General features: G+C 64.6%; 25 protein-coding genes. 11 read left to right on the top strand and 14 right to left on the bottom strand.

The genetic code is table 11. From position 1 onward, the window contains the following. Positions 1 to 14: 14 nt before the first annotated feature. Positions 15 to 1,730: a proline--tRNA ligase gene (locus HOP03_10020; protein NOT88508.1), complete on the top strand. Its 1,716-nt coding sequence runs from the start codon at positions 15 to 17 to the stop codon at positions 1,728 to 1,730. Between the two features lie 168 nt (positions 1,731 to 1,898). Continuing rightward, positions 1,899 to 2,345 (top strand): H-NS histone family protein, encoded by a 447-nt coding sequence (locus HOP03_10015; GenBank protein NOT88507.1) that lies wholly within the window; start codon positions 1,899 to 1,901, stop codon positions 2,343 to 2,345. 234 nt (positions 2,346 to 2,579) lie between these two features. Here the strand turns inward: HOP03_10015 and HOP03_10010 are convergent, their stop codons facing one another. Next, positions 2,580 to 3,818 (bottom strand): threonine/serine exporter family protein, encoded by a 1,239-nt coding sequence (locus HOP03_10010; protein NOT88506.1) that lies wholly within the window; start codon positions 3,816 to 3,818, stop codon positions 2,580 to 2,582. Beyond that, on the bottom strand, positions 3,815 to 4,774 hold the full coding sequence (locus HOP03_10005) for a hypothetical protein (GenBank protein ID NOT88505.1): 960 nt from the start codon (positions 4,772 to 4,774) through the stop codon (positions 3,815 to 3,817). Before HOP03_10005 ends, HOP03_10010 begins: the two co-directional genes overlap by 4 nt. Positions 4,775 to 4,943: 169 nt before the next feature. Here HOP03_10005 and HOP03_10000 point away from each other — a divergent pair, with 169 nt between their 5' ends. The 6 genes from HOP03_10000 to HOP03_09975 all read left to right on the top strand — a co-directional run bounded on the left by HOP03_10000 (position 4,944) and on the right by HOP03_09975 (position 9,896). Then, the gene (locus HOP03_10000; GenBank protein ID NOT88504.1) at positions 4,944 to 5,651 is read left to right on the top strand and encodes a CoA transferase subunit A; all 708 of its coding nucleotides are present in this window, start codon (positions 4,944 to 4,946) and stop codon (positions 5,649 to 5,651) included. Then, positions 5,651 to 6,280 (top strand): CoA transferase subunit B, encoded by a 630-nt coding sequence (locus tag HOP03_09995; GenBank protein ID NOT88503.1) that lies wholly within the window; start codon positions 5,651 to 5,653, stop codon positions 6,278 to 6,280. The genes HOP03_10000 and HOP03_09995 overlap by 1 nt, the downstream gene beginning before the upstream one ends. A gap of 116 nt (positions 6,281 to 6,396) precedes the next feature. Next, positions 6,397 to 6,969, top strand: a complete 573-nt coding sequence (locus tag HOP03_09990; GenBank protein NOT88502.1) for a YqgE/AlgH family protein — start codon at positions 6,397 to 6,399, stop codon at positions 6,967 to 6,969. Further along, complete coding sequence (ruvX, locus tag HOP03_09985) at positions 6,966 to 7,451, top strand: Holliday junction resolvase RuvX (protein NOT88501.1); 486 nt, start codon at positions 6,966 to 6,968, stop codon at positions 7,449 to 7,451. Before HOP03_09990 ends, ruvX begins: the two co-directional genes overlap by 4 nt. A gap of 11 nt (positions 7,452 to 7,462) precedes the next feature. Beyond that, positions 7,463 to 8,452, top strand: a complete 990-nt coding sequence (locus HOP03_09980; protein ID NOT88500.1) for an aspartate carbamoyltransferase catalytic subunit — start codon at positions 7,463 to 7,465, stop codon at positions 8,450 to 8,452. Between the two features lie 94 nt (positions 8,453 to 8,546). Further along, the gene (locus HOP03_09975) at positions 8,547 to 9,896 is read left to right on the top strand and encodes an acetamidase (protein NOT88499.1); all 1,350 of its coding nucleotides are present in this window, start codon (positions 8,547 to 8,549) and stop codon (positions 9,894 to 9,896) included. 61 nt (positions 9,897 to 9,957) lie between these two features. Here the strand turns inward: HOP03_09975 and HOP03_09970 are convergent, their stop codons facing one another. Together HOP03_09970 and HOP03_09965 are read right to left on the bottom strand one after the other, a co-directional pair. Next, positions 9,958 to 11,088: an acyl-CoA desaturase gene (locus tag HOP03_09970; GenBank protein NOT88498.1), complete on the bottom strand. Its 1,131-nt coding sequence runs from the start codon at positions 11,086 to 11,088 to the stop codon at positions 9,958 to 9,960. A 23-nt stretch (positions 11,089 to 11,111) separates the two neighbouring features. Further along, complete coding sequence (locus HOP03_09965; GenBank protein NOT88497.1) at positions 11,112 to 12,221, bottom strand: ferredoxin reductase; 1,110 nt, start codon at positions 12,219 to 12,221, stop codon at positions 11,112 to 11,114. 134 nt (positions 12,222 to 12,355) lie between these two features. Between HOP03_09965 and fabR the strand changes: the two genes are divergently transcribed. Further along, positions 12,356 to 12,982 carry an HTH-type transcriptional repressor FabR gene (gene fabR / locus HOP03_09960; GenBank protein NOT88496.1) on the top strand — a complete coding sequence of 209 codons (627 nt, stop codon included), beginning with the start codon at positions 12,356 to 12,358 and terminating at the stop codon, positions 12,980 to 12,982. A gap of 21 nt (positions 12,983 to 13,003) precedes the next feature. On the opposite strand, the gene HOP03_09955 is transcribed toward fabR, so the two are convergent. Together HOP03_09955 and HOP03_09950 are read right to left on the bottom strand one after the other, a co-directional pair. Next, the gene (locus HOP03_09955) at positions 13,004 to 13,825 is read right to left on the bottom strand and encodes a prolyl oligopeptidase family serine peptidase (GenBank protein NOT88495.1); all 822 of its coding nucleotides are present in this window, start codon (positions 13,823 to 13,825) and stop codon (positions 13,004 to 13,006) included. After that, complete coding sequence (locus HOP03_09950) at positions 13,798 to 15,189, bottom strand: alpha-amylase (GenBank protein NOT88494.1); 1,392 nt, start codon at positions 15,187 to 15,189, stop codon at positions 13,798 to 13,800. The genes HOP03_09955 and HOP03_09950 overlap by 28 nt, the downstream gene beginning before the upstream one ends. Before the next feature lie 235 nt (positions 15,190 to 15,424). Between HOP03_09950 and HOP03_09945 the strand changes: the two genes are divergently transcribed. Beyond that, complete coding sequence (locus HOP03_09945) at positions 15,425 to 16,492, top strand: OmpA family protein (GenBank protein NOT88493.1); 1,068 nt, start codon at positions 15,425 to 15,427, stop codon at positions 16,490 to 16,492. Positions 16,493 to 16,657: 165 nt separating this feature from the next. On the opposite strand, the gene mgtE is transcribed toward HOP03_09945, so the two are convergent. Continuing rightward, positions 16,658 to 18,016 carry a magnesium transporter gene (mgtE, locus tag HOP03_09940; GenBank protein ID NOT88492.1) on the bottom strand — a complete coding sequence of 453 codons (1,359 nt, stop codon included), beginning with the start codon at positions 18,014 to 18,016 and terminating at the stop codon, positions 16,658 to 16,660. A 338-nt stretch (positions 18,017 to 18,354) separates the two neighbouring features. Between mgtE and HOP03_09935 the strand changes: the two genes are divergently transcribed. Then, a complete protein-coding gene (locus HOP03_09935) occupies positions 18,355 to 19,086 on the top strand; it encodes a hypothetical protein (GenBank protein ID NOT88491.1) in 732 nt (243 codons plus the stop codon). Between the two features lie 57 nt (positions 19,087 to 19,143). On the opposite strand, the gene HOP03_09930 is transcribed toward HOP03_09935, so the two are convergent. The 7 genes from HOP03_09930 to HOP03_09900 form a co-directional block, all read right to left on the bottom strand. Continuing rightward, positions 19,144 to 19,869, bottom strand: a complete 726-nt coding sequence (locus HOP03_09930) for a haloacid dehalogenase (GenBank protein NOT88490.1) — start codon at positions 19,867 to 19,869, stop codon at positions 19,144 to 19,146. After that, positions 19,866 to 20,702 (bottom strand): indole-3-glycerol phosphate synthase TrpC, encoded by an 837-nt coding sequence (trpC, locus tag HOP03_09925; protein NOT88489.1) that lies wholly within the window; start codon positions 20,700 to 20,702, stop codon positions 19,866 to 19,868. The genes HOP03_09930 and trpC overlap by 4 nt, the downstream gene beginning before the upstream one ends. 8 nt (positions 20,703 to 20,710) lie before the next feature. After that, positions 20,711 to 21,061 (bottom strand): antibiotic biosynthesis monooxygenase, encoded by a 351-nt coding sequence (locus HOP03_09920; protein ID NOT88488.1) that lies wholly within the window; start codon positions 21,059 to 21,061, stop codon positions 20,711 to 20,713. A 5-nt stretch (positions 21,062 to 21,066) separates the two neighbouring features. After that, positions 21,067 to 22,101: an anthranilate phosphoribosyltransferase gene (trpD, locus tag HOP03_09915; GenBank protein ID NOT88487.1), complete on the bottom strand. Its 1,035-nt coding sequence runs from the start codon at positions 22,099 to 22,101 to the stop codon at positions 21,067 to 21,069. Positions 22,102 to 22,163: 62 nt separating this feature from the next. Then, positions 22,164 to 22,748 carry an aminodeoxychorismate/anthranilate synthase component II gene (locus HOP03_09910; GenBank protein ID NOT88486.1) on the bottom strand — a complete coding sequence of 195 codons (585 nt, stop codon included), beginning with the start codon at positions 22,746 to 22,748 and terminating at the stop codon, positions 22,164 to 22,166. Positions 22,749 to 23,036: 288 nt separating this feature from the next. Further along, positions 23,037 to 23,483 carry a hypothetical protein gene (locus HOP03_09905; GenBank protein ID NOT88485.1) on the bottom strand — a complete coding sequence of 149 codons (447 nt, stop codon included), beginning with the start codon at positions 23,481 to 23,483 and terminating at the stop codon, positions 23,037 to 23,039. A gap of 12 nt (positions 23,484 to 23,495) precedes the next feature. Beyond that, the gene (locus HOP03_09900) at positions 23,496 to 23,900 is read right to left on the bottom strand and encodes a hypothetical protein (GenBank protein NOT88484.1); all 405 of its coding nucleotides are present in this window, start codon (positions 23,898 to 23,900) and stop codon (positions 23,496 to 23,498) included. Positions 23,901 to 23,925: the final 25 nt, after the last annotated feature.

Raw genomic sequence — 23,925 nt, 5'->3', positions numbered from 1 at the left:
CCCGAGTTCCGTCCATGCGTCTGTCGCAGTTCCATCTCCGCACCGAAAAGGAAACGCCCGCCGACGCCGAGATCGTCAGCCATCAGCTGATGCTCCGCGCGGGCATGCTGCGCAAGCTGGCCGCCGGCCTCTACACCTGGAGCCCGCTGGGCCTGCGCGTGCTGCGCAAGGTCGAGGGCATCGTCCGCGAGGAAATGAACCGCGCCGGCGCGATCGAGCTGCAGATGCCGACGATCCAGCCGCGCGAACTGTGGGAGGAAACCGGGCGCTGGGAGAAATTCGGCGGCCAGTTGCTGAAGATCAAGGACCGCAAGGAGGCCGAGTACTGCTACGGCCCCACCGCCGAGGAAGTGATCACCGATTTCGCGCGCCAGGAGATCAACAGCTACAAACAGCTGCCGGTGAACTTCTACAACATCCAGACCAAGTTCCGCGACGAGATCCGCCCGCGCTTCGGGGTGATGCGCGCGCGCGAATTCCTGATGAAGGATGCCTATTCGTTCCATATCGACGACGACTCGCTCGCCGCCGAATACAGGAACATGTACGACGCGTATTCGCGCATCTTCACCCGCCTCGGCCTGACCTTCCGCGCGGTGTTCGCCGATACCGGCGCGATCGGCGGCAGCGCATCGCACGAATTCCACGTGCTGGCCGATTCCGGCGAAGACGCCATTGCCTTCTCCGATGGTTCGGATTACGCCGCGAACGTGGAGCTGGCCGAAGCGGTATCGCCGGGCGAACGCGCGGCGGCGGCCGAAACGATGCGCAAGGTCGAGACGCCGACGCAGAAGACCTGCGATGAAGTTGCTGCGTTGCTCGGTTTCGCACTGACCCGCACCGTGAAATCGGTGGCGATCATGACCGAAGGCGCGGACAGGCCGCCGCAGTTCGTGCTCGCGCTGGTGCGCGGCGATCACATCGTCAATGAAATCAAACTGTCAAAACTGCCGGGGCTCGCGGAATACCGACTCGCGACCGAAGCGGAAATTCTCGAACATCTCGGCAGCGAGCCGGGTTTTCTCGGCCCGGTGAATCCGAAGAAAACGATCCGCGTCATCGCCGATCGCAGCGTCGCCGCGATGCACGATTTCGTGGTCGGCGCGAACGAGCCCGGTTATCACATCGCCGGCGTGAACTGGGGCCGGGACCTGCCGGAAGCGGATACCGTCGCCGACATCCGCAACGTCGTCGTCGGCGATCCCTCGCCCGATGGCCAGGGCACGCTGGGCATCGCGCGCGGCATCGAAGTCGGTCATGTGTTCGCGCTGGGCCGGAAATATTCCGAGGCGATGAAGTGCTCCGTGCTCGACGCCAACGGCAAGGCCGCGACACCAACGATGGGTTGCTACGGCATCGGCGTGAGCCGGATCGTGGCTGCGGCGATCGAACAGAACCACGATGCCGCCGGGATCATCTGGCCGGAGACGATGGCGCCGTGGCAGGTCGCGGTCTGCATCATCAATCCGAAGAACGACGCGAAAGTCGTCGCAGCCGCGCAGGCGCTGTACGAGGAATTGAACGCCGCTGGCGTGGAAGCGGTGCTCGACGACCGTGGCCTGCGCCCCGGTCCGATGTTCGCCGATATCGAATTGATCGGTATTCCGCACCGCGTGGTGGTGTCCGAGCGCGGCCTCGCTGCGGGCACGTTCGAATATCGCGCGCGTCGCGCCAGCGAAGCGGAATCCCTGGGGCGCGATGCGCTGATGCAGCGACTGATCGCGCGCTGATCGCTGGAACAGGCTTGGAAAAGCCTGCCAAACGGACGACAGAACGCTGCGGTGCATCTGCGGCGTTTCTGTTTTGGGCGATCTATTCACTCGTGAACGCGAGGATTCGACTATGATCGCGCGTCCCGCAACGTTGCGCGGATGATCCCCCCGTCCTACGGAGCACACATGGCAATCGATCTGAACGGTCTTTCTTCAAAGGAGCTGAAGACTTTGGCGACCCAAATCAAGAAGCAGCAGACGGCGCTGACCAAGCGCAAACCCATTGCTGGCGTACGCAAGAAACTCGTCGCGTTGGCCAAGGCCGCCGGTTACAGCATCACCGAGTTGTTCGGCAGCGCCAAGTCGGCCCCGGCGAAGAAGGCAGGAAAGCCTGCGGCGAAGAAGGCCACTCGCAAGGCCGCGAAGAAAGCCGCCAAAAAGACCACCAAGAAAGCGGCCAAGAAAGCGGCGAAGAAAGCCACCAAGAAGGCGCGCACCGGCGTCAAGGTCGCGCCGAAATACCGCAATCCCGCCGACTCCAAGGTCACCTGGACCGGTCGCGGCAGGCAGCCGCTGTGGTTCGCGGACCTGCTGAAGAAAGGCAAGAAAGCCGAAGAGCTGCTGATCAAGTAATCAGCAACCGCGCTTCCGCAAAAAAACACGACGCCGGCCCCGTGCCGGCGTTTTTTCGTTTGCGCAGCAACCGCGAGTGGAAAGCAAACAAGCCATCATTCCGGCGCGATCCGGAATCCAGCGCTTGATTCAATCGCCGTAGCCTCGACATACAAGAACCGGATCCCGGCTTGCGCCGGGAGCACGGCATTCTGGATATTGCCTGTGGCCTGCCCTTCGCCTGCCGCTCGCGAATCAGAGATTCCGCCGCGTCGGGATCAGGATGTTTCCGAACAACAGGCCTGCCACCAGCGCCAACAGGATGTTCAGCGCCGCGACCATCGCCGCCTGCCCGGCTTCCATGCTCTGCTGCTGCACCACCGCCAGCAATCCGCGCAGGCTCGCGCTGCCGGGCACCAGCATGATGATGCCTGGCAGCCGCACCAGTGCGCCCGGGCGATTGAACCAGCGCGCATACGCGTTGCCGGCGGCGGTCATCGCCAGCGCGGCGAGGAAAATGCCGACGGTGTTGTCCCAGGCGTCGCCGGCGATTTTCGAGATGAGATAGCCCGTGGCCGCGGACAGCATCACCAGCGGATAGTCGCGGCGGTCGGCACGGAACAGCACCGCGAACGCGTACGTGCCGAGCAGCAGCGCCATGGCTTCCACCCAATCGGGCTGCGGGCGCAGCGCGCGGACTTCCGGCTGCATGCCGATCATGTCCGCGGCGGTGAGCGCCACCATCATGCCGATCGCGAGCTTGAGGATGGTGGTCATCGCACCGGCGAAACGCGCGGTGCCCGAGACCAGATTCTGATTGGTCAATTCATTGACCGCATTGGTCAACGACATGCCGGGCATCAGCACGATCAACGACGAAATGATGACGGTATTCAGATTCAGGGCGCCGACATACGTCGCCACGAGCACCGCGATCATGCCCGCGAACATCGCTGCGATCGCATCGCTGGCTTCCTTGAGCCGCGGCCGGTCGCGGGTGGCCCAGTCCAGCACGCCCAGCAGCAGACCGGTGACGCCGGCCGTGGCGATATCCAGCCACGGCAATCGCCACAGCCCCGCGACGGCGGCGGCGGACAACCCGAACGCGAAGATCGCGATGGCCTTGCCGCGCCAGCTGCCGGGGCGATCGAGCGCGCGCAGCGCTGCATGGCCGGCTTCCAGATCCAGTTCGCCGGACATCACCGCCTCGGCCACGCGATCCACTTCGCAGAGTTTGTACAGATCGGTCTCGCCCGGCGACAGGCGCACCACGCGCACGGTGTCGCGGCGGCCATGCCCGACCTCGCCGAACGACAGGATCATCCCGGTCGGGTTCGACCACGCGCCGCATTCCAGCCCCAACTTGGTCGCGACCGCCATCACCGCACCTTCCAGACGATGCGCGGTGGTGCCGTATGCGTGCAGGCGGCCGGCGAGTTCGACCACGAAATCGACGCGCGTATCGTGATCGTGACGCTGCAGGGCAGCGTTCATGGATGGCTCCGGTGCGACGCTGGCGCAAGCCCCGCCGCGACCTGCCTCGCCTCGACCTCCACTTCGATCCGTCCTGCCAGCACCGTCGCGAAACGCCCGGCTGCAGCCGGTTCGGACGTGAAGAACAGCGAGGGTTCGGTCAACTCCAATTCCAGCAGTCGCGGTTGGCCGTCGCTGTCCCGGATCAGATCGATGCGGGCGTACAGCGGCGGCCCGTCGCCGCGCGCCCGCAGCGCGGCAAGCACCGCTTCGGCCAGACGCAGTTCATCGGCATCGGGCTCGCGCCCGGCGATGGCATCGGCGAGCTGCGTATGGTCGAGCGCCGCCTCGTTCGGTCGCAGCAGTGCGGCTTTGCGCAACGCGTGGCTGAAGCTTCCGTCGAAATACAGCAGCGCGGTTTCGCCACACGTGTCCACCGCATCGAGATACGGCTGCAGCATCGCACTGCGGCCGGCATCGAGGAGACGGCCGATATGGTTGGCGGCGGCGAATTCCTGCTCGCGCCGGTAACGCTGGGTATCGCACGAACCCGCGCTCACCGTCGGCTTCACCACGAATTCCGCGGCCTCCGGAAACGCGTCGAGGAACGCCTGCAGCGCCGGCAGCGGATCGGCATCGGGTTCGACGAAACGCGTCGGTACCACCGGGATGCCGGCGGCTTCCAGATCGGCGAGATAGTGCTTGTCGGTGTTCCAGCGCAGGATCGGCAGCGGGTTGTGCAGCCGGGCGACGCGGTCGACCCGTTCGCACCAGCGCAGGAATTCCGGCAGCCGGGTGTGATAGTCCCAGGGCGAACGCAGCACGATCGCGTCGTAACGGGCCCAGGAGACGGTGAAGTCGTCCCAGGCGCGGACTTCGGCAGATAGACCAAGACGCTCGCAGGCCGCGAGCAGCAGCGGCATGTCGTCGTCGAGTGCAGCGGACGCGATGGCGGTGACGAAGGCGATACGGGGCATACCGCCAGTTTAGCCGGCCACGGTCCGTACGGTCGGGAATGCGGCCGAAATACGGACGGGTATGCCCCAAAGTACGGTGTCCCGACGGGGAGACGAGCCGGTAGACTTGTGGACTTCCACGGATCGCCCCCGCGTCAGGAGTGTCTCGCATGCATCGCACGGTGTCGGCATGAGCAGCAGCAAAGTCTTTCCGAATGCAGCCGAAGCGCTGCGCGGCCTCGTCGCCGACGACCAGACCCTCGCGGTCGGCGGTTTCGGCCTCTGCGGTATTCCCGAAGTGCTGATCGCCGCGCTGCGCGATTCCGGCGCCAAGGGCCTGACCGCGATCTCCAACAACGCCGGCGTCGACGGTTTCGGCCTGGGCATGCTGCTGGAGACCCGCCAGATCCGGAAAATGATTTCGTCCTACGTCGGCGAGAACAAGGAATTCGAGCGCCAGTTCCTGTCCGGCGAACTCGAGCTCGAATTCAATCCGCAGGGCACGCTGGCCGAACGCCTGCGCGCCGGCGGCGCCGGCATTCCGGCGTTCTTCGTGCGCACCGGCTACGGCACGGTGGTGGCGGACGGCAAGGAAACCCGCCAGTTCGACGGCCATTGGTACGTGATGGAAACCGCGTTGAAAGCCGACGTCTCGCTGGTCAAGGCATGGATGGCCGACAAGGCCGGCAACCTGGTGTTCCGCAAGACCGCGCGCAACTTCAATCCGGCGGTGGCGATGGCCGGCAAGGTCTGCGTGGCCGAAGTCGAACATCTGGTGGAGGTCGGCGACATCGATCCCGACCACGTCCACCTGCCCGGCATCTACGTGGACCGCATCGTGGTCAATCCGACCCCCGAGAAGCGCATCGAACAGCGCACCGTGCGAGGAGAAAAATAATGGCCTGGACCCGCGAACAGATGGCGCAGCGCGCAGCGCTTGAACTGGGCGATGGCGCCTACGTCAACCTCGGCATCGGCCTGCCGACGCTGGTGGCCAACTACATTCCCGACGGCATGGACGTGTGGCTGCAGAGCGAGAACGGCCTGCTGGGCATCGGCCCGTTCCCGACCGAAACCGAGGTCGACGCCGACCTGATCAACGCCGGCAAGCAGACCGTCACCGCACGCCACGGCGCCAGTTATTTCGGCAGCCACGATTCGTTCGCGATGATCCGCGGCGGCCACATCGACCTCGCCATCCTCGGCGCGATGCAGGTCACCCACCAGGGCGACCTCGCGAACTGGATGGTGCCCGGCAAGATGGTCAAGGGCATGGGTGGCGCGATGGACCTCGTCGCTGGCGTCAAGCGCGTCGTGGTGCTGATGGAGCACACCGCGAAAGGCGGCGAACACAAGATCCTGCCCGAATGCACCCTGCCGCTGACCGGCGTGGGCGTGGTCGACCGGATCATCACCGATCTGGCGGTGTTCGACGTGACCCCGGACGGCCTGAAACTCACCGAGCGCGCACCCGGCGTCAGCCTTGAAGAACTCCGCGAAAAGACCGGAGTGCCGTTCGCGGCGTGAGTGAGCTGTCATCCCGAGCCGAAGGCGAGGGACCTGCTTTTGCTTTTGAGCCACAAGGAAAAAGCAGGCCCTTTCCCGGCGACGCCGGGTTCGGGATGACAGAAGGTGGCCTTACAATGCCCCATGCTCCCCGATCCCACTCCCTCGCCAATCAGCTGCTGATCGCACTGCCCTCGCTGGCGGACCCCAACTTTTCCCGCACCGTTTCGCTGATCTGCCAGCACGACGCCGACGGTGCGATGGGGCTGGTGATCAATCGCCCGTCCGAATACACGCTCGGCGAGGTGTTCGAGCAGATGGGCATCACCACCGAAGACGCCCTGTTGCGCGAACGTCAGGTGCTGTCCGGCGGTCCGGTGCATCCGGAACGCGGCTTCGTGCTGCATGACGGCGACCGGCGCTGGGATTCGACGCTCGAAATCGTCGCGGGTCTGTACGTCACCACCTCGCGCGACGTGCTCGAAGCCCTTGCGCAGGGCGCAGGCCCCGCGCATTCGACCGTGGTGCTGGGCTGCGCCGGCTGGGGCGCGGGCCAACTCGAACAGGAACTGGTCGACAACGCCTGGCTCACCGCCGGGAGCGATCCGGACGTGCTGTTCTCGCTGCCGCTGGACGCGCGCTGGCAAGCCGCCGCCGGACGGATCGGCGTGGATCTGATGCGCATGACGGATTACAGCGGTCACGCATGAACGACGCGTCGCCCATCGACGGCCACGACACGATGCCGAACGGCACGCTGCTGGGCTTCGATGTCGGCGCTCGCCGCATCGGCGTCGCGGTCGGCAGCGGTTTCGGCCTCGGCGCGCGCGCGCTGGCGGTGGTCGATGTGCACGACGACAGGATCGACTGGCCGGCGATCGAACGCCTTTACCGCGAGTGGCGGCCGACCGGCTTCGTCGTCGGCGATCCGATGACGCTCGACGGTGGCGATCAGCCGATCCGGGAACGCGCGCGCAGCTTCGCGCGCGCCCTGCGCATGAAGTTCTCGCTGCCCGTCGCGATGATCGACGAACGCAACAGCTCGCAGGAAGCCGCGCGACGCTTCGCCGACGACCGCGCCGAAGGCAAGCGCAAGCGCCGCGATGCCGATCTGCTGGATGCCGTCGCCGCCGCCGTGATTCTCGAACGCTGGTTCGCAGCACCGCAGGACGCCACCTTACTTGAGGAGTGATCGACACCATGATGACCCCGTTGCACGGCACGCCCCCCGATACCACCGGATACAAATCCGAACTGCAGACCGACGCCCAGGGCGTGCTGCACCACCTGCTCACGCTCGACGGTTTGTCGCGCGCGACGATGGTCCGCCTGATGGACCGCGCACAGCAGTTCGTCGATGGCGAAGAAGCGCCTGGCGTACTCGATGGCATCGCGATCTGCACCCTGTTCTTCGAGCCTTCGACGCGGACCCGGTTGAGTTTCCAGCGCGCGGCGCAGCGGCTCGGTGCAGACGTATTGAATTTCGACGCCGCCACCTCGTCCACCACCAAGGGCGAAAGCGCGAGCGATACGCTGAAGAACATCGAAGCGATGGGCGTGCGCGGTTTCGTGATCCGCCATCACGAGGACGGCGCACTCAACGCGCTGGCGGCATCCGCCGACAGCAAGACCCGCATCATCAACGCGGGGGATGGCCGCAGCGCGCATCCCACCCAGGGCCTGCTCGACATGCTGACCCTGCGCCAGGCCAAGCACGTGGATTTTTCGACGCTGAAGATCGCGATCGTCGGCGACCTGCTGCACTCGCGCGTCGCGCGCTCGGACCTGCATGCGCTGCGCATTCTCGGCGCCGGTGAAATCCGCGTCTGCGGCCCCGCTGCGCTGTTGCCGCCCGTGGAAGACGGCGGCGGTACGCTGCACGGCTGCCTCGTCACCCAGGACCTGGACGAAGCGATCGAAGGCGCCGACGTGGTGATGATGCTGCGCCTGCAGCGCGAACGGATGGAACAGGGGCTGATCACATCGCTGGACGACTATCACCGCGACTACGGACTCACCGAGGCCCGACTCAAGCGCGCCGCGTCCGATGCGGTAGTGATGCACCCGGGTCCGATCAACCGCGGCGTGGAGATCGACAACGCCGTCGCCGATGGCCCGCAGTCGTTGATCCTCAAGCAGGTCGCGAATGGAGTTGCGGTGCGGATGGCGGTGTTGGAGACGCTGTTGACTTGAGCATTTTCCAGATGCCTCCGCTGCGAAGTTACGTGCCTGCGACGCTTTCCCGCTCCGGCGCATCCATATGGAGATTCGACTACCGGACATGACCATGCCGAAGTTGTTGCTGCTGTTGATGTGTCTGTTGCCGTCATGCCTGTACGCCAACGAGAGAGCGCGCGAGAGCTGGGTCGTCAGCACCGATCTTTGGGGCAACCCGATGTATTCGGAGCTCGAGCTGAGCCGCGACGGCAGCCGTTTGACGGGCATGCTCGATGGCGACAGGCTCGAAGGCGATATCTCCGGAGATACGATCCGCTTCACGGTCACGGATTCGGACAACGCGACCTATTCCTATCTCGGCAAACGCGCTGGCAACGCCATCGAAGGCATGGCCGACTTCCCCGACCACAACGATGCCCAGCGCCGGGTCGAGCATGCATTCGTCGCGAACCTGATCCCGGCCAGACCGGCGGGGCCGCCGAAGCGGTACGTCTTCAAGCCGACCGACTACGCCAACGAGTTTTCCCAGCACCGCAAACCCGTGCTGACCATCTGGCCAGGCGACAGCGTGCAGACGACCACCATCGATTCCGGTGGCGTCGATGAGAGCGGCATCACCCGTGCCCTCTACGGAAATCCACAGACAGGGCCGTTCTACATCGCGACCGCATCTCCGGGCGACACGCTGGTCGTCAGGATCAAACGTCTGCGCTTGAGCCGGGACTATGCCGACAGTCTGGATGACATCGTTGCCCGCGCGCAGAGCAACAGTGTCGCGGCCAAGGCCACGGAGCTCGGCCGGCCCATCCGGTGGAAGCTTGATGTGGAACATGGATTCGCGAGTCCCGAACAACCGGGCGAGCGGTTGAAAGACTTCAAGGTACCGCTGCGCCCGATGCTGGGTGGCCTCGCGGTCGCGCCGGGATTCGGTTTCGCTCCACCTTCGACCGGCGACACCAACCGCTTCGGCGGCAACATGGACTTCAACGAAGTCGTCGAAGGCAGCATCGTCTACCTGCCGGTGTACCAACCCGGCGCATTGCTGTATCTCGGCGACGCGCATGCGCTGCAGGGCGATGGCGAGACTTCTCAATTCGCACTGGAAACGTCGATGGAAGTGGAGTTCTCCGTCGATGTGCTGCGCGGCAGATCGATCGCCATGCCGCGCGTGGAATCGCCGACCCACATCATGGCGCTGGGCCAGGCAGGCTCACTGGACGATGCGCTGCGCATGGCGACCGCAGGCCTGACGCAATGGCTGGAGCAGGATTACGGCCTCACGCTCTCCGAAAGCGCCCAGGTCCTCGGCAGCTCGGTCCAGTACGTTGTCGCGAACCTGGCGGGCAGAAGCGTCGGAGTTGCCGCAAAAATCGAAAAGTCGAACCTGTCCGGGCTCCTGAGGATCACCGGTCCATCGAGCGTCGACCAGGCGGATTCTGCTGCGCAGCATCCGCGCTGAGCGATCCACCTGACCACCTGACGGGGCACAAGCCGGTCATGGCAACGACGGCGTCCAGCGCTCAGTCGCTCTGCAATCGATACGCGAAACGCACCTTCGATCTGCTCGGCCACGCATGCCGGAGGATCCGCCAGACCACCTGCCCGAACTGCTTCGGCAGCGAGCCGGTGTTGTAGTGCTGGCCATAGCGCGCGCAGATGTCGCGCACTTCGACGGCCATCGCGGCGTAGCGGTTCGCGGGCACATCGGGATAGAAGTGATGCTCGATCTGGTGACTGAGATTGCCGGACATCAGATTCATCCACCTGCCGCCGGTGAGATTGGATGAACCGCGCAGCTGGCGCAGGTACCAGCGTCCGCGCGATTCGTTGATGACCGATTCCTTCGAGAAGGTTTCCACGTCTGCGGTGAAATGCCCGCAGAAGATGATGACGTAGGTCCACACATTCCGGATCACGTTGGCCACCGCATTGCCCAGCAGCACCGGCAGGAAGAACGGGCCGGCCAGCAGCGGGTACAGCACGTAATCCTTCAGCACCTGGCGCGCCATCTTGCGGCCGACCGGGCGGAACTGCTCGCGCATTTTCGCGAAGCGGGTCTTCCCCGCGAACCAGCGGCCGATGCGCAGGTTCTGGATCGCCACGCCCCACTCGAACAGCAATGCGAAGATCACCGCGACCACCGGCTGCGCGAGATGGAACGGCTTCCAGCGCTGTTCGGGAAAGATCCGCAGCAGGCCGTAGCCGATGTCGTCGTCCATCCCGCGGACATTGGTCCAGGTGTGATGACGGTAATTGTGGGTCTTGCGCCAATTGTCGCCGGTACCGGCGATATCCCATTCGTAGGTCTTGCCGTCGAGATGCGGGTCGCGCATCCAGTCGTACTGGCCATGGATCACGTTGTGGCCCAGCTCCATGTTCTCGAGGATTTTCGAGAACGCGAGCAGCAACGTGCCGACGATGCAGAGCGGCCACAGGACAGGATGCACGAATGCGCCGACCACCGCGCCCAGCCACAGCAGCAGGCGCCCCGCGACACCCGTCCAGCGCACCGCAGCGACGATCGCGCGGATGTAGTCGGCGTCGCGTTGGCCGAGCGTCGCGACGGTATGCGCGCGCACGGCATCGAGTTCGCGGCCGAAGTTTTCGAGTTCGTCGGCGGTGAGTGCGCGGTTTGCGGTTGTGACGGTCATGTTGTGGCTACTGATCGAAGTGGTTACAGGTCGAGAACGAGATCGCTGCGGGCGCTGTTCACGCAAAGGCGGAGCGCGGACACCGGCTCGTGCTCGACATCCCCGGTATGCAGGTGACGGGTGGTGCCGGCGCGTTTGCCGCAGGCGCAGGTGTTGCAGATGCCCATGCGGCAGCCGGACGCGGGTTTCAGTCCAGCGGCTTCGAGCGCGGTCAGCAGCGATTCGCCGCGCGGCACGGTCAACACACGGTTGCTCGCAGCGAGCGTCAGCTGAACGCTGCCGCCTTCGACATCGGCATCAACACGCTGCGGTGGCGTGAACGCTTCGGCGAGGAACGCGACGGCGCGCTCGGCTGTCAGTGCGCGCGCTGCCGCGACGAAGCCGTCGGGGCCGCAGGCGAACACGCGGCGTTGATGCAGGTCGGGCGCGAATGACGACAACAGCGACGCATCGATGCGCCCGTAACGGCAATCGGCGGCATCGGCATCGCGCGTCAGCACGAAGTCGACCCGGAAATTCGGCTGGCGCGCGGCCAGTGCGCGCAATTCGTCGACGAAACACAGTTCGGCGCGGCTGCGCGCCCAGTACGCCAGCGCGATCGGCATCGGCATGCCCTGTGCAGCCTGTGCGCGGATCATCGCCATCATCGGCGTGATGCCGCTACCGGCGGCGAGGAACAGCCAGGCGCCTTCGATGCGCTCCGGCAACGTCATCTCGCCGTACGCCGGACCGAGCGTGAGCACGTCGCCCGGCTTCGCGACATGGCACAGATACTGGCTGAGCTTGCCGCCCGGCATGGCCTTGACCGTGATCGCGATGCGGCCGTCGGCGCGCGGGGCATCGCTCAGGCTGTAGCTGCGGGTAACGCGGGTGCCGTCGATCTCGGCGGAGACATTCAGATGCTGCCCCGCCCGGAACCCGCGCCAGTGGCGGTTGGGTTGCAGCAGCAGCGTGCAGGTGTCACTGGATTCCGGCGTCCGCGCCACGATCCGCGCCAATGGGCGGTCCAGGGACCAGGTCGACTTCAGTCGGGAGGCCCAGAAATCGAAGGCATCCGGCGCCAGCAGGACACGTCCCAGGCGTTTGAGCAGGTGACGGCGGGGGGCGATGCGAGGGGTGGCGGCAGCGTTCATGGCCACTACTATACAGACGAGAAGACAATTGTCTATACAGATGTATATTTCTGGCGAGGCTATGATGCGGAATCCCGGCCTCCGATGCGCGCCTACCCGTGACCCAACCGCTCTCCGACGCCGACAGCCTCGACCTGAATGCCGGGCGCAAGACTTCGATCTCCCGGGAAGACCTGCTCGCGGCGGCGCTTCGCCTGATCGGGCCACACCGCAGCGTCTCGAGCCTGAGCCTGCGCGAAGTGGCGCGCGAAGCCGGCATCGCCCCCAACAGCTTCTATCGCCAGTTCCGCGACATGGACGAACTGGCGGTCGCCCTGATCGATATCGCCGGGCGCTCGCTGCGCAAGATCATCGGCGCGGCGCGGCACCGCGTGGCGACCCGGCGCGGCATCGTCCGCGGCTCGGTCGAAGCGTTCATGGAACAGCTGCGCGCCGACGACAAGCTGCTGCACGTGCTGCTGCGCGAGGGCACCGTCGGCTCGGATGCGTTCAAGCAGGCGGTCGATCGCGAACTGACGTTCTTCGAAGAAGAATTGCGCACCGATCTGGTGAGGCTGGCCGCGGCCGAAGGCGCGGTCATGCACGAACCGGCGCTGGTGTCGAAAGCCATCACCCGCCTGGTGTTCGCGATGGGCGCGATGGCGATGGACCTGCCGCCCGAGCGCGACCGCGAACTGGTCGATCAGATCTGCACGATGGTGACGATGATCATCACCGGCGCGCGCGCGATCGCGGCCAAACAGAAGCCCGCCGCGGACTGAACCTTCAGGCCAGCACGGCCGCTATTGGCGTCGCTGCGAAAACAGCCACGTCCACAACGCCGGCGTCTGCGAATACGCGGGATCCCAACTGTTGTGGTTGGCATCGGGGAATTCGGTGTAGCGCACGTCGCCGCCAGCAGCGCGGAACGCGGCATCGATCAGGCGGTCCTCGCGCGGCGGTACCACGTCGTCCTTCGCGCCGTGGAAGATCCATACCGGCAGATGCTTCAACCGTTGCGCCAGTGCGGCCGGCGGATCCGCTTCGTCGCGCAGCGGCGTGACGGTGAGGTCGCGCTCTTCGCGCGGCGCGGTCAACCCGCCGCAGACCGGCACCAGCGCGGCGAAACGCTGCGGCTGCATCAATGCGAGTTCCCAGGTGCCATAGCCGCCCATCGAGAGGCCAGTGAGATAAGTGCGATCGCGATCGCCGCCGAATTCATCGGTGGCGGCGTCGAGTGCGGCGAATGCGATCTGTGCGGCGACGCCTTTCCAGTCGCTGTCGTCCGGCGCCTGCGGAAAGACCACGATGCCCGGAAACACATCCGCATGCGCACGCAGGTAAGGACCGACGCCGGCGCGCGTGGGTTTGTCGCCATCGCTGCCGCGCTCGCCGGTGCCGTGCAGGAACAGTACGGTCGGCGCCGCACCGTGACGATGGCGCGCGGCCGGCACGAACACCTGATAGCGATACGCCGTGCCCTCAACGGTCACGCTGCGTTCGACGAATGCGCCGGTGGACGGCGCATTCGGCAGCGTCGTGCACGCGCCGAGCATCGCCGTCATCGCCAACACGCCCGCGCAGGCGAGGCCGCGGATCAGCGTACGAACACCCGATATTCCCATGGCTTCAGTTCCAGCGCGGTCGATGCATCCAGTGTCGCGGATTTCCGGCTGAAATGCTCGGTGTAAACGCCGTGGAACAAGGTCTGCTCGAAACGCACCTTCTGCGCCGTCGGCGAGAGGTTGAAGACCGCGAAGACTTTGCCGTTGGCATCCTGGCGGACGAAGCTGAGCACCTGCGCCAACTTGTCGTTGGGCACATGCACCATCATCGCGCCCCACTCGCCGTTCCACAGCGCGCTGGTCTTTTTCTTCAGCGCGATCAGGTCCGCGTACAGCGCGCCATTGGGATGCTTGCGCCAGGCGATCGGATCCTTCTCGAAGAACTGCAGCCGCCGCGGATTGCCGGCTTCCTGACCGTTGTAGATCATCGGAATGCCTTCGCCGACGAACGACAGCACCATCGCGGCGTGCAGCGCATCGCCGAACTGCTCGAACTCGGTGCCTTCCCACGAATTCTTGTCGTGGTTGCTGACGAAGTTCATGCGCATGCCGCCGCGCGGGAAGAAGGCCTCGTTCCACGAGTAGTAGACGTAGAACTTGTTGACGTCGCCCTTGCCCATCGCGATCTCGTGCATCGTGCTGTTCCAGCTCCAGGCATAGGTCGCGTCGAAGGCCTTGGCGTGCAGATCGCGGGATTCCCATTCCGCCAGCATGAACACGGGTTTGATCGCGTCGAGTTCGCCGCGCAGGTTGTCCCAGAAATCGACCGGCACGAAACCCGCCACATCACAGCGATAGCCGTCCACGCCGACGTCGCGCACCCAGTACGCCATCGCTTCGGTCATGTATTTGCGCAGGCCGGGCTGGCGGTAATCCAGATTGATGATGTCCGACCAGTCCCACCACGGCGTGGGATGGAAATCGCCCTTCCAGTCGCGCGCGTACCACTCCGGATGCTCCGCGACCATCGGGTTGTCCCAGGCGGTGTGGTTGGCGACCCAATCGAGGATCACGTACATGCCTTGCGCATGCGCGGCATCGACGAAGTGTTTCAGATCGTCGAGCGTGCCGAACTCGGGATTCACGCCGTAATAATCGCGCACCGAATAAGGACTGCCGAGCGTGCCCTTGCGGTTCTTCTCGCCGATCGGATGCACCGGCATCAGCCACAGGATATCGACGCCCAGCGTCTTCAGTCGCGGCAGTTCGCGCTCGGCCGCGCGGAACGTGCCTTCGGGCGTGAACTGACGGGTGTTGATCTGGTACAGCACCGCATCCTTCGACCATGCCGGGTGCTTCAGCGTGATGTAGGGCTTCGGCTGATAGCGGTCTTCGACGGGCGATGTCATCGGATGGTTTGCCGAAGCGGTGGGGGTCAGGACGGCGAGGCCGAGGGCCATCGCGAACAGGGCAGTCGGGCGCATACGGGGCTCCAGAATGGTTCGCAGGGTGTACTCCCGCAGACCGGACGCAGTCAATCGGAAATCGATTGCATTCTGGAAAAGACAATGCTGTCAGTCCTGCCGCGACCATGTCTACGAAGTGCTGCAATCATCCCGCACGCGCCGCATGACTCCCTGGCCGTGCGACCTGAACAGCGGAAAACGGGATGCTCCGGTATGCTGCGGACACATCCCGTTTCGTCGAGGAAACCGCCTCATGCGTCAGAGCCGTCTGCTGATCGGTAGCACACTATTTCTGCTTTTGCTGTCCGCTTGCAAGCAACAGGACACCTCTCCGGCGGCCACGGCGCCCGTAGAGACGAACACACCGGAAGCGATGACCGAGAAGCCTGCTGCACCTCCTGCCGCTGCCGCTGTCGAAGCCGTGGCACCGAAGGCGGAGACCGGGTTCAGCGTGGAGAACATCCCGCTGTCGACCGGGACACTGCCGCCCTTCCCGTTCTTCGATATACCCGAGGGCCTGGCCGGCAAGATCAAGGTCGACAAAAGCACCGTCGGCTTCGCGCGACATTTCTTTCTCGCCGGAAAAAAAATGATCCCGGTCGAAGGTCGGCTCTACCACAATCAGATGAGCCTGATAGGCCCCGACAAACAGCGGGAATATTCGACCACGGAATTCCATCGCAACTACAAGGATGCGGTGCTGGCTCTGGGCGGCGCCGAGATCAGCGAAACGCAGTTCACACGCCCGATCGTCGACGAAGTCGGCGGCCTGCGCGAAGTCAATCAGTATTGGCGCAGTGCGCCGCCGACCAGTGGCTATGAGCACCACAGCTACCTGATCCGCAACGCCGACAAGGAATATTGGATTCACGTCGGAACCGCAGCCGCGCGGCCCACCGGTTATCTCGTGGTTCTGGAAAAGCAGGCGATGATTCGATCGCTTGGTTTTCTCGACGCCAGCGCGATGAAGTCCGCACTGGATACAGAAGGCCGCGTGTCGCTGCACATCAATTTCGACACCGACAAGTCGACACTGCGCGCCGACAGCCAAGCCGTCGTCGATGAAATCAAGAAGCTTCTCGACGCCAACGCAGGCCTCAAACTGTCGATCGAAGGTCACACCGACAACACCGGCAGCGCGGACCACAATCGCCAGCTGTCCTCCGCACGGGCAAGCAGCGTGCTGGATACGCTGGTCGGTCTTGGCATCGATCCGTCGCGCCTGAGCTCCAAAGGCTTCGGCCCAGACAAGCCCGTGGCGGACAATGCCGACGAATCCGGGCGCGAGAAAAATCGTCGGGTCGAACTCGTGAAGCTCTGAGCACCGAGTGACGATACGATAGCGACGACATCATGAAAAACGCCGCAGTCGCGGCGTTTTTCATGTCAGGTCGGGCGCACGAACCAATCGCGGTGATTCCGGCGGAATCGAAAATCGGATCGGGAATCAGATCAAAAGCGCGATCTAAAGCCCGCACGCAGATCCTCAGATCAGAATCAGCGTCGCGAGTCCGAGGAAACTCAGGAACCCGACCACATCCGTCACCGTGGTCAGCACCACGCCGCCGGCCAGTGCGGGATCGACGTTCATCCGTTTCAAGGTCAACGGCACCAGCACTCCCGCCAATGCGGCGGCGACCAGATTGATGGCCATCGCCGCACCGATCACCAGGCCGAGCTTGATGTCGCGGAACCACAACGTGGACACGGCGCCGACCACGATCGCCCAGATGATGCCGTTGAGCAGACCCACCAGCACTTCCTTGCTGAGCAGCGCGCGCAGATTGCCGTGCGCGACCTGGCCCAGCGCGAGACCGCGCACCATCAGCGTCAGTGTCTGCGTACCGGCCACGCCGCCCATGCTGGCGACGATCGGCATCAGCACCGCCAGTGCGACGATCTGCTCCAGCGTGGCCTCGAAGCGGCCGATCACCCAGGACGCGAGAAACGCGGTCGCGAGGTTGATGCCCAGCCAGATCGCGCGCCGCTTCGCCGCGCGCGGCACCGGGCTGAACAGATCTTCCTCTTCGTCCAGACCGGCGGCGCCGAGCGCCTGGTGTTCGGCCTGGTAACGGATGATGTCGACCACATCGTCGATGGTGATGCGACCGAGCAGCACGTTGTTGTCGTCGACCACCGGCGCGCTGATCCAGTCGTGGTCGGAAAACACCCGCGCCACTTCATCGGCGGATTCGTCCACGCCGATCGCCGGCTGCTCATCGTCGATCAGTTGGTTGATCGGCGTGCTGGCGTCACGGGTCAGCAGCGACTGCAGCGCGATCCGTCCCAGATACTGATGACGGCGGCTGATGACGTACAGATGATCGGTATGCTCCGGCAATTCGCCGCGCAGGCGCAGGTAGCGCAGCACCACATCGACGGTGGTGTCGGCGCGCACCGTCACCACGTCCGGGTTCATCAATCGGCCGGCGCTGTCCTCGTCGTAGGACAGCACCTGCTCCAGCCGCTCGCGGTTCTCGCGATCCATCGACTTGAGCACTTCGTCGATGACCGTATCGGGCAGGTCTTCGACCAGATCGGCGAGGTCGTCGATATCGAGATCTTCGACCGCCGCGACCAGCTCGTCCGGATCCATGTCCGCGATCAGGCTTTCGCGCACATCCTCGCCGACGTGGACCAGCACCTCGCCGTCGTCCTCGGCGTCGACCAGACCCCAGACCACGCTGCGCTTGCCGGGCGGCAGCGATTCCAGCAGGTTGCCGATCTCCGCCGGCGACAGACTGTTGACCAGCCGGCGCACGGGACCCAGACGGCCGCTGTCCAGCGCGTCCGATAGCAGACGCAGCTGGCGCGCGGTCTTGTCGTGGCGGATGGTCTCGGCCATTCGGTGGCTCCCGGTGGCAGCGGTCATCGCACCACGAGGGCGCGACAGGGGTCAGGTGTCCATGCGGGAATTATCGCTGGTCGCGAAGGGGATAGACACCCCTGCGAACCCATCTCCCTATCCGCTCACGCTCTTGAGGACGTTCCATTCGCACATCCGGAGGAATGCGGACAAGGAAACGGCGGACCTTCGTCGAGATCATGCCCGGCATTCATCAATCCTGCTTGGCCGCAATTTCGCTGCATTGCCGTACCTTCTTTCATAGCCCAGCACGATGCACGACATGTCGACGCAGGGGCGTGTTCTAGAGCCCTGCCACATGCGCATGGAGATTTGCCGTGATCGAATTCCATTTATTACTGCGCGAAGCAGACACTTTCGTCGCCACGGTTCGTGTCATCGCGATTGATCGCGGTGGCGCTGGCATCCGGCGGGTCCGGATTTTCGACAGATCGCACGTTCCGATCCACGAGCAAATCGCGAACTGCGCGCCGTACTCGGAATTTCTGGTGGAGAGCATCGAGCGAGGGCGTTTCCCGCTGTTTGCAGAGGGCGTCGAATGCAACGACGCCATCACTCCTCCCGATACGCCCTATGCGCTGATTCCGCCAGGCATGGACGGGCCTGGCATTCCAACGCCGTGTTCGCCATTGTTTTGTGCGGAAAACGCCGCGTGCCGTGACGCGGAAGCCGGCATCGTCCGGGCGCGCAATGTAATCCTGGAACGATGCACGGAGGTCAATTCCATTCGCAGCACTCGAGATGCGTATGCCACGGCGGTAGCAGCGTTGTTCGTGTTGGCTGCAGCACTGTACGCGGCGATGGCGGCGGTATCCGCCGTTCCGATCGTCGGCCAAGCCCTCGGCGCCGTCCTCCTGGTCATCGCAACCATCGCGCTCGGTGTCGCGATCGGGCTGTCAATCCGTGTTCTCCGTGAACAACTGCGGCTTGAAGAAGCGCAGCGGCGACTGGAAGACGCCCGAAAAAACTTCACCTCCGCTGCTGATGCCGTCGCTCGATCATGTTGCCCGGGGTGCATCAGCGTTGACCTCACGCAGCCAGCATGCTGATTGCAGGCTGTTGCCGACTCGACAGCCGTCCAGCTCGATGGCGATAGCTGAGCTCACTCAGCAAACGGCATCGCCAGCACGCCCCGGACACCCCCAGTTGAGGATCGGCGTACCTGGGGGCAGCGCGCGACGGAACATCGCGATGCGCTTCGCCTTCGGATTGACGACCACAGGATGCAGCGCCGCCTGCAGCAGCGGCAGATCCGCGCTGCTGTCGGAGTAGGCTTTTTCCACCGGCGCGGTGAAGCCGGCGTCGCGGATCATCGTCATCTTCATGCGGTAGTGACAGTGGCGGATCGCGCCGATGGCGCCGTATTTCGGGCCGACCCGGGTGCCGATCACCGGCAGATCCTCGTGTGCGACGAAGGCGAGGATCGCGCGGGCGAGTTCCGGCGGCGCGCCGGTGGCGATGACGACGCGATCGCCGGCCTCACGATGCGCGCGCAAGACGCCGAGGGCGATCGGCAGCAATCTGGATCGGATCGCATCGGTGTGCGCAACCACGTAACGATCGGTCGCAGCGTTGAAATCGGCGACGGTTTTCATGCCCAGCGTGCCGACCCACACGAACGCGGAGATGCCGCGACGTCGCGTCGGCATCCACGCGATCATCGGGCCGAACACCGGCGCGATCAGCAGCGCGAGCAGCTTGCGCCACGGATTGCGTTCGATCAGCCACTTGAACAAATGGCTGCCGGAGTCGCCGTCGTACAGCGTGTGATCGAAATCGAAGACGATCAGCGGTGCGTCGGCCGCAGGTGTCGGGTATGCGTGCGCGCTCATCCCGGAAAGAACAGTCGCTGCAGCGCGGCGCCGGGGTCGGGATCGCGCATGAACGACTCGCCGACCAGGAATACGTCGACGCCGGCCGCCAGCAGCCAATCGATATCGTCGCGCGTGCCGACACCGCTTTCGGTCACCAGAATGCGGTCGGCAGGCACCGCGTATTTCAGCGACAGCGTGGTCGCGAGCGAGACCTCGAACGTACGCAGGTTGCGGTTGTTGACGCCGATCATCGGCAGGCGCCCGCCGATGGACTGCAGTTTCAGCGCGCGCTCGAGCTCGGCCGCATCATGCACTTCCACCAGCACGTCGAGACCGATGTCCATCGCTTCGCGATACAGCGAAGTCAACTGCGCGTCGTCCAATGCCGACACGATCAACAGGATGCAGTCGGCGCCGAGCACGCGCGCTTCCACGATCTGATACGGATCGACGGTGAAATCCTTTCGCAGGACGGGCAGCGCGCAGGCGGCGCGCGCCTGCTGCAGATAGGCGTCGGCGCCCTGGAAGAAATCGATATCGGTCAGCACCGACAGACACGCGGCGCCCGCGGATTGGTAACTGCGCGCGATCGCTGCGGGGTCGAAATCCTCGCGGATCACGCCTTTCGACGGGCTGGCCTTCTTGACCTCGGCGATCACCGCGGGGTTTCCGGCCGCGCGTTTCGCTTCGATCGCGGCGACGAAGCCGCGGGGCGGCGGCGCATCCGCGAGCTGCGCGCGCAATGTGTCCAGCGACACGCGCGCGCTGCGCGCTGCGACTTCCTCGACTTTGCGGTCGAGGATGCGCTGCAGGATATCCGCGCGTCCGGTGCTGTGCTGTCGATCGTTCATGGTGTTGATCATGGCGTTTTTGCGAACCAGTCGTAGGCGCGTTCGACCTTGGCGACGCGGGTGATATAGCGCGTGTACCAGTCGCGACGGCCACGCGCGCGGGTGGCGGCATGCTCGGCCTGATGCTTCCAGCCGAGGATGTCGGCTTCGGTGCGCCAGTAACTGATGGTGATGCCGATGCCTTCGGCGTCGCGCACCGATTCCGCGCCCAGATAACCGGGCTGCTGCACGGCGAGCTCCATCATCCGCCCGGACGCTTCTCCATACCCGTCGTCGTCCTCGCCGTTGCGCAACGACGTGAACATCACCGCGTAATAAGGCGGCTCCGGCGTATCCGCGAAACGCCCGGCGGACGGCATCCCGCTCACGATGCGGCCAGTTTCTGCGTGGTGTCGATGAAGTGTTCGAGCTTGGCGCGCGCGTCGCCGCTGGCGATCGCGGCGCGCGCCGCTTCGATGCCGAGGGCGATGCTGTCGGCGCTGCCGGCCACATACAGCGCAGCGCCTGCGTTGAGGCACACGATCTCGCGCGGCAGCCCGGGCTTGTTGTTCAACGCTTCGAGCAGCATCGCTTTGGATTCGTGCGCATCCTCGACGCGCAGGTTGCGGCTGGCCGACATGCCGATGCCGAAATCCTCGGGATGCACTTCGTATTCGCGGACCACGCCATCGCGCAGTTCCGCGACCAGCGATGCCGCGCCGAGCGAGAGCTCATCCATGCCGTCGCGGCCCCAGACCACCAGTGCGCGCTTCGCGCCGAGTTCCTGCAGCACGCGCGCCTGGATGCCGACGAGGTCGGGATGGAACACGCCCATCAGGATGTTCGGCGCGCCGGCCGGGTTGGTGAGCGGCCCGAGGATATTGAACATCGTGCGTACGCCCATCTCGCGACGTACCGGCGCCACCATTTTCATCGCGGGATGATGCACGGGCGCGAACATGAAGCCGATGCCGGTGGCTGCGATGCAGGCCGCGACCTGTTCCGGCTGCAGCTCGATCTTCGCGCCAAGCGCTTCGAGCACGTCGGCGCTGCCGGATTTCGACGACACGCTGCGATTGCCGTGTTTTGCGACTTTCGCGCCGGCCGCCGCGACCACGAACATGCTGGCGGTGGAGATGTTGAAGGTATGCGCGCCATCGCCGCCGGTACCGACGATATCGATCAGGCGGTCGCGATCGGGAACTTCGACCCTGTGCGAAAACTCGCGCAGCACCGAGGCCGCGGCGGCGATTTCGCCGATGGTTTCCTTCTTCACGCGCAGGCCGGTGAGGATCGCCGAGACCATCGGCGGGGAGACTTCGCCGCGCATGATCTGGCGCATCAGCTCGACCATTTCGTCGTGGAAGATCTCGCGATGCTCGATGGTCCGTTGCAGGGCTTCTTGTGGCGTGATCGACATGGATGGAGTTCGCAATTCGGAGTCTGGTTCGGAAGCGCAAGCCGCGATGTCGCCGGATACGCTCAAGCCGCGCGCGCGAGGAAATTCTTCAGCAGCGCATGGCCGTGTTCGGTGAGGATCGATTCGGGATGGAACTGCACGCCTTCCACCGGGTAGTCGCGATGACGCAGGCCCATGATCTCCTCGATCGTGCCGTCGTCGTTTTCGGTCCAGGCGGTGACCTCGAGGGTATCGGGCAAGGTGCCTTGATCGACCACCAGCGAGTGGTAACGCGTCGCTTCGTAGCGGTCGGGCAGGCCGGCGAACACGCCCTTGCCCTGATGGTGGATGCGCGACGTCTTGCCGTGCATGATCCGGCCCGCGCGGATGACATCCCCGCCGTAGGCCTGACCGATGCTTTGATGTCCGAGGCAGACGCCGAGAATCGGAATGCGGTCGCCCAACTGGCGGATCACGTCCACCGACACGCCCGCTTCGTTCGGGGTACACGGGCCCGGGGAAATGACGATGGCCGAAGGGTTGAGCGCTTCGATCTGCGCGACGCTCAATTCGTCGTTGCGCACTACTTTCACATCCGCGCCCAGCGCCTGCAGGTACTGCACCAGGTTGTAGGTGAAGCTGTCGTAGTTGTCGATCATCAGCACCATGGAGTGGATATCCCTTTGATCCGTCTGTATTTTTTTGAATTCCGGGTGCTGGCGCGCGAGCGGAAAGCCATCGCCCTCCACCGCTGGCATGCTTGTCGAGGAGGGTCGATTGTAGTCGTCCCGGCGTGTCTCCGCTGCTCGGGACGATATTTGTACGCGCACGGCGGACATGCCGCAGGGGCCGGCACCGAAGTGCGGCCTGCCGTTGGATCGCTCAAGAACGTCGAGGGGCTGGGGCGCGGCTGCGCAGAAACCGGGATCCGGATCCGGAATCCGGGATTGGGTAACTCAGGCGGCTGCGCGAGAGGATACGGCCAGATTCGCCTGGCGTAGCCAGGTTGAAAACGGCATCTGAGGACAGCCCTTGCCCGCGAGTTTCAACCGGCGCAGATAGATTTCCTCGCGATGCACCGCCACCGATTGCGGTGCCGCCACCGCGATGCGGACCTGGCGTTTTCGGGTGGGCCCAGCGCCGAGATAGGAGGGAGTGAAGCTGACGCCGAGCTGGACATCGTCGATCCGGAAGCTTTCCTCCGTCAGCAACGAAATCAGGTAGAAGCGCTCGCCATCCGGAAGGATCGCGGGACGCAGGCACGTGTCTCCGTAGAACAACTGCGCACTGGGTGGCGCGATCACGCCCATCGTGACGTGATAGCGCAGTTTGTCGTAGACGGTCACGCAGACATCGTCGCCGATGCAGATGGTTTCGCCGACGCGTCGGTTGAGGATGAGCATGGCGTGATGACCTCAGGCCCAGACCAGGCCGGACAATGCATGGGACGAATCCGCAGCAGGGCGGACATCCAGGTTTTTCGATTCGCAGGTGACCTGCAGGGACTTCGGGGCGATGACGCCGATATGCAGATGCTCGTCGCAATCCGCCGCCAGCGAGACCGCGTCTCCCGGCAACCAGATCCTGATTTCGACCTCACCCACGCGGAAGCGCCGGATCGCCAGCATCGAGAAGAGATACGATCGCGCGCCGCTGGGCAGCACCGAAGGCCTCATGCAAACGTTGTCGAAGTAGAGGTCCGCCTCGACCGGCCCGATGACGCTGACCGTGACGCGGCCACGGCACCGGTCTTGCAGGGTCACGCTCAAATCATTGCCGATGCGGATGGTTTCGCCGACACGGCACGTCAGAATCAGCACGTTGCACCTCCCTTGTGATAACACC

This window comes from Lysobacter sp. (assembly GCA_013141175.1).
GTDB lineage: Bacteria > Pseudomonadota > Gammaproteobacteria > Xanthomonadales > Xanthomonadaceae > Lysobacter_I.
The sequence above is the reverse complement of the archived record's forward strand: the minus strand, read 5'-3'. Positions and strand labels throughout refer to the sequence as shown.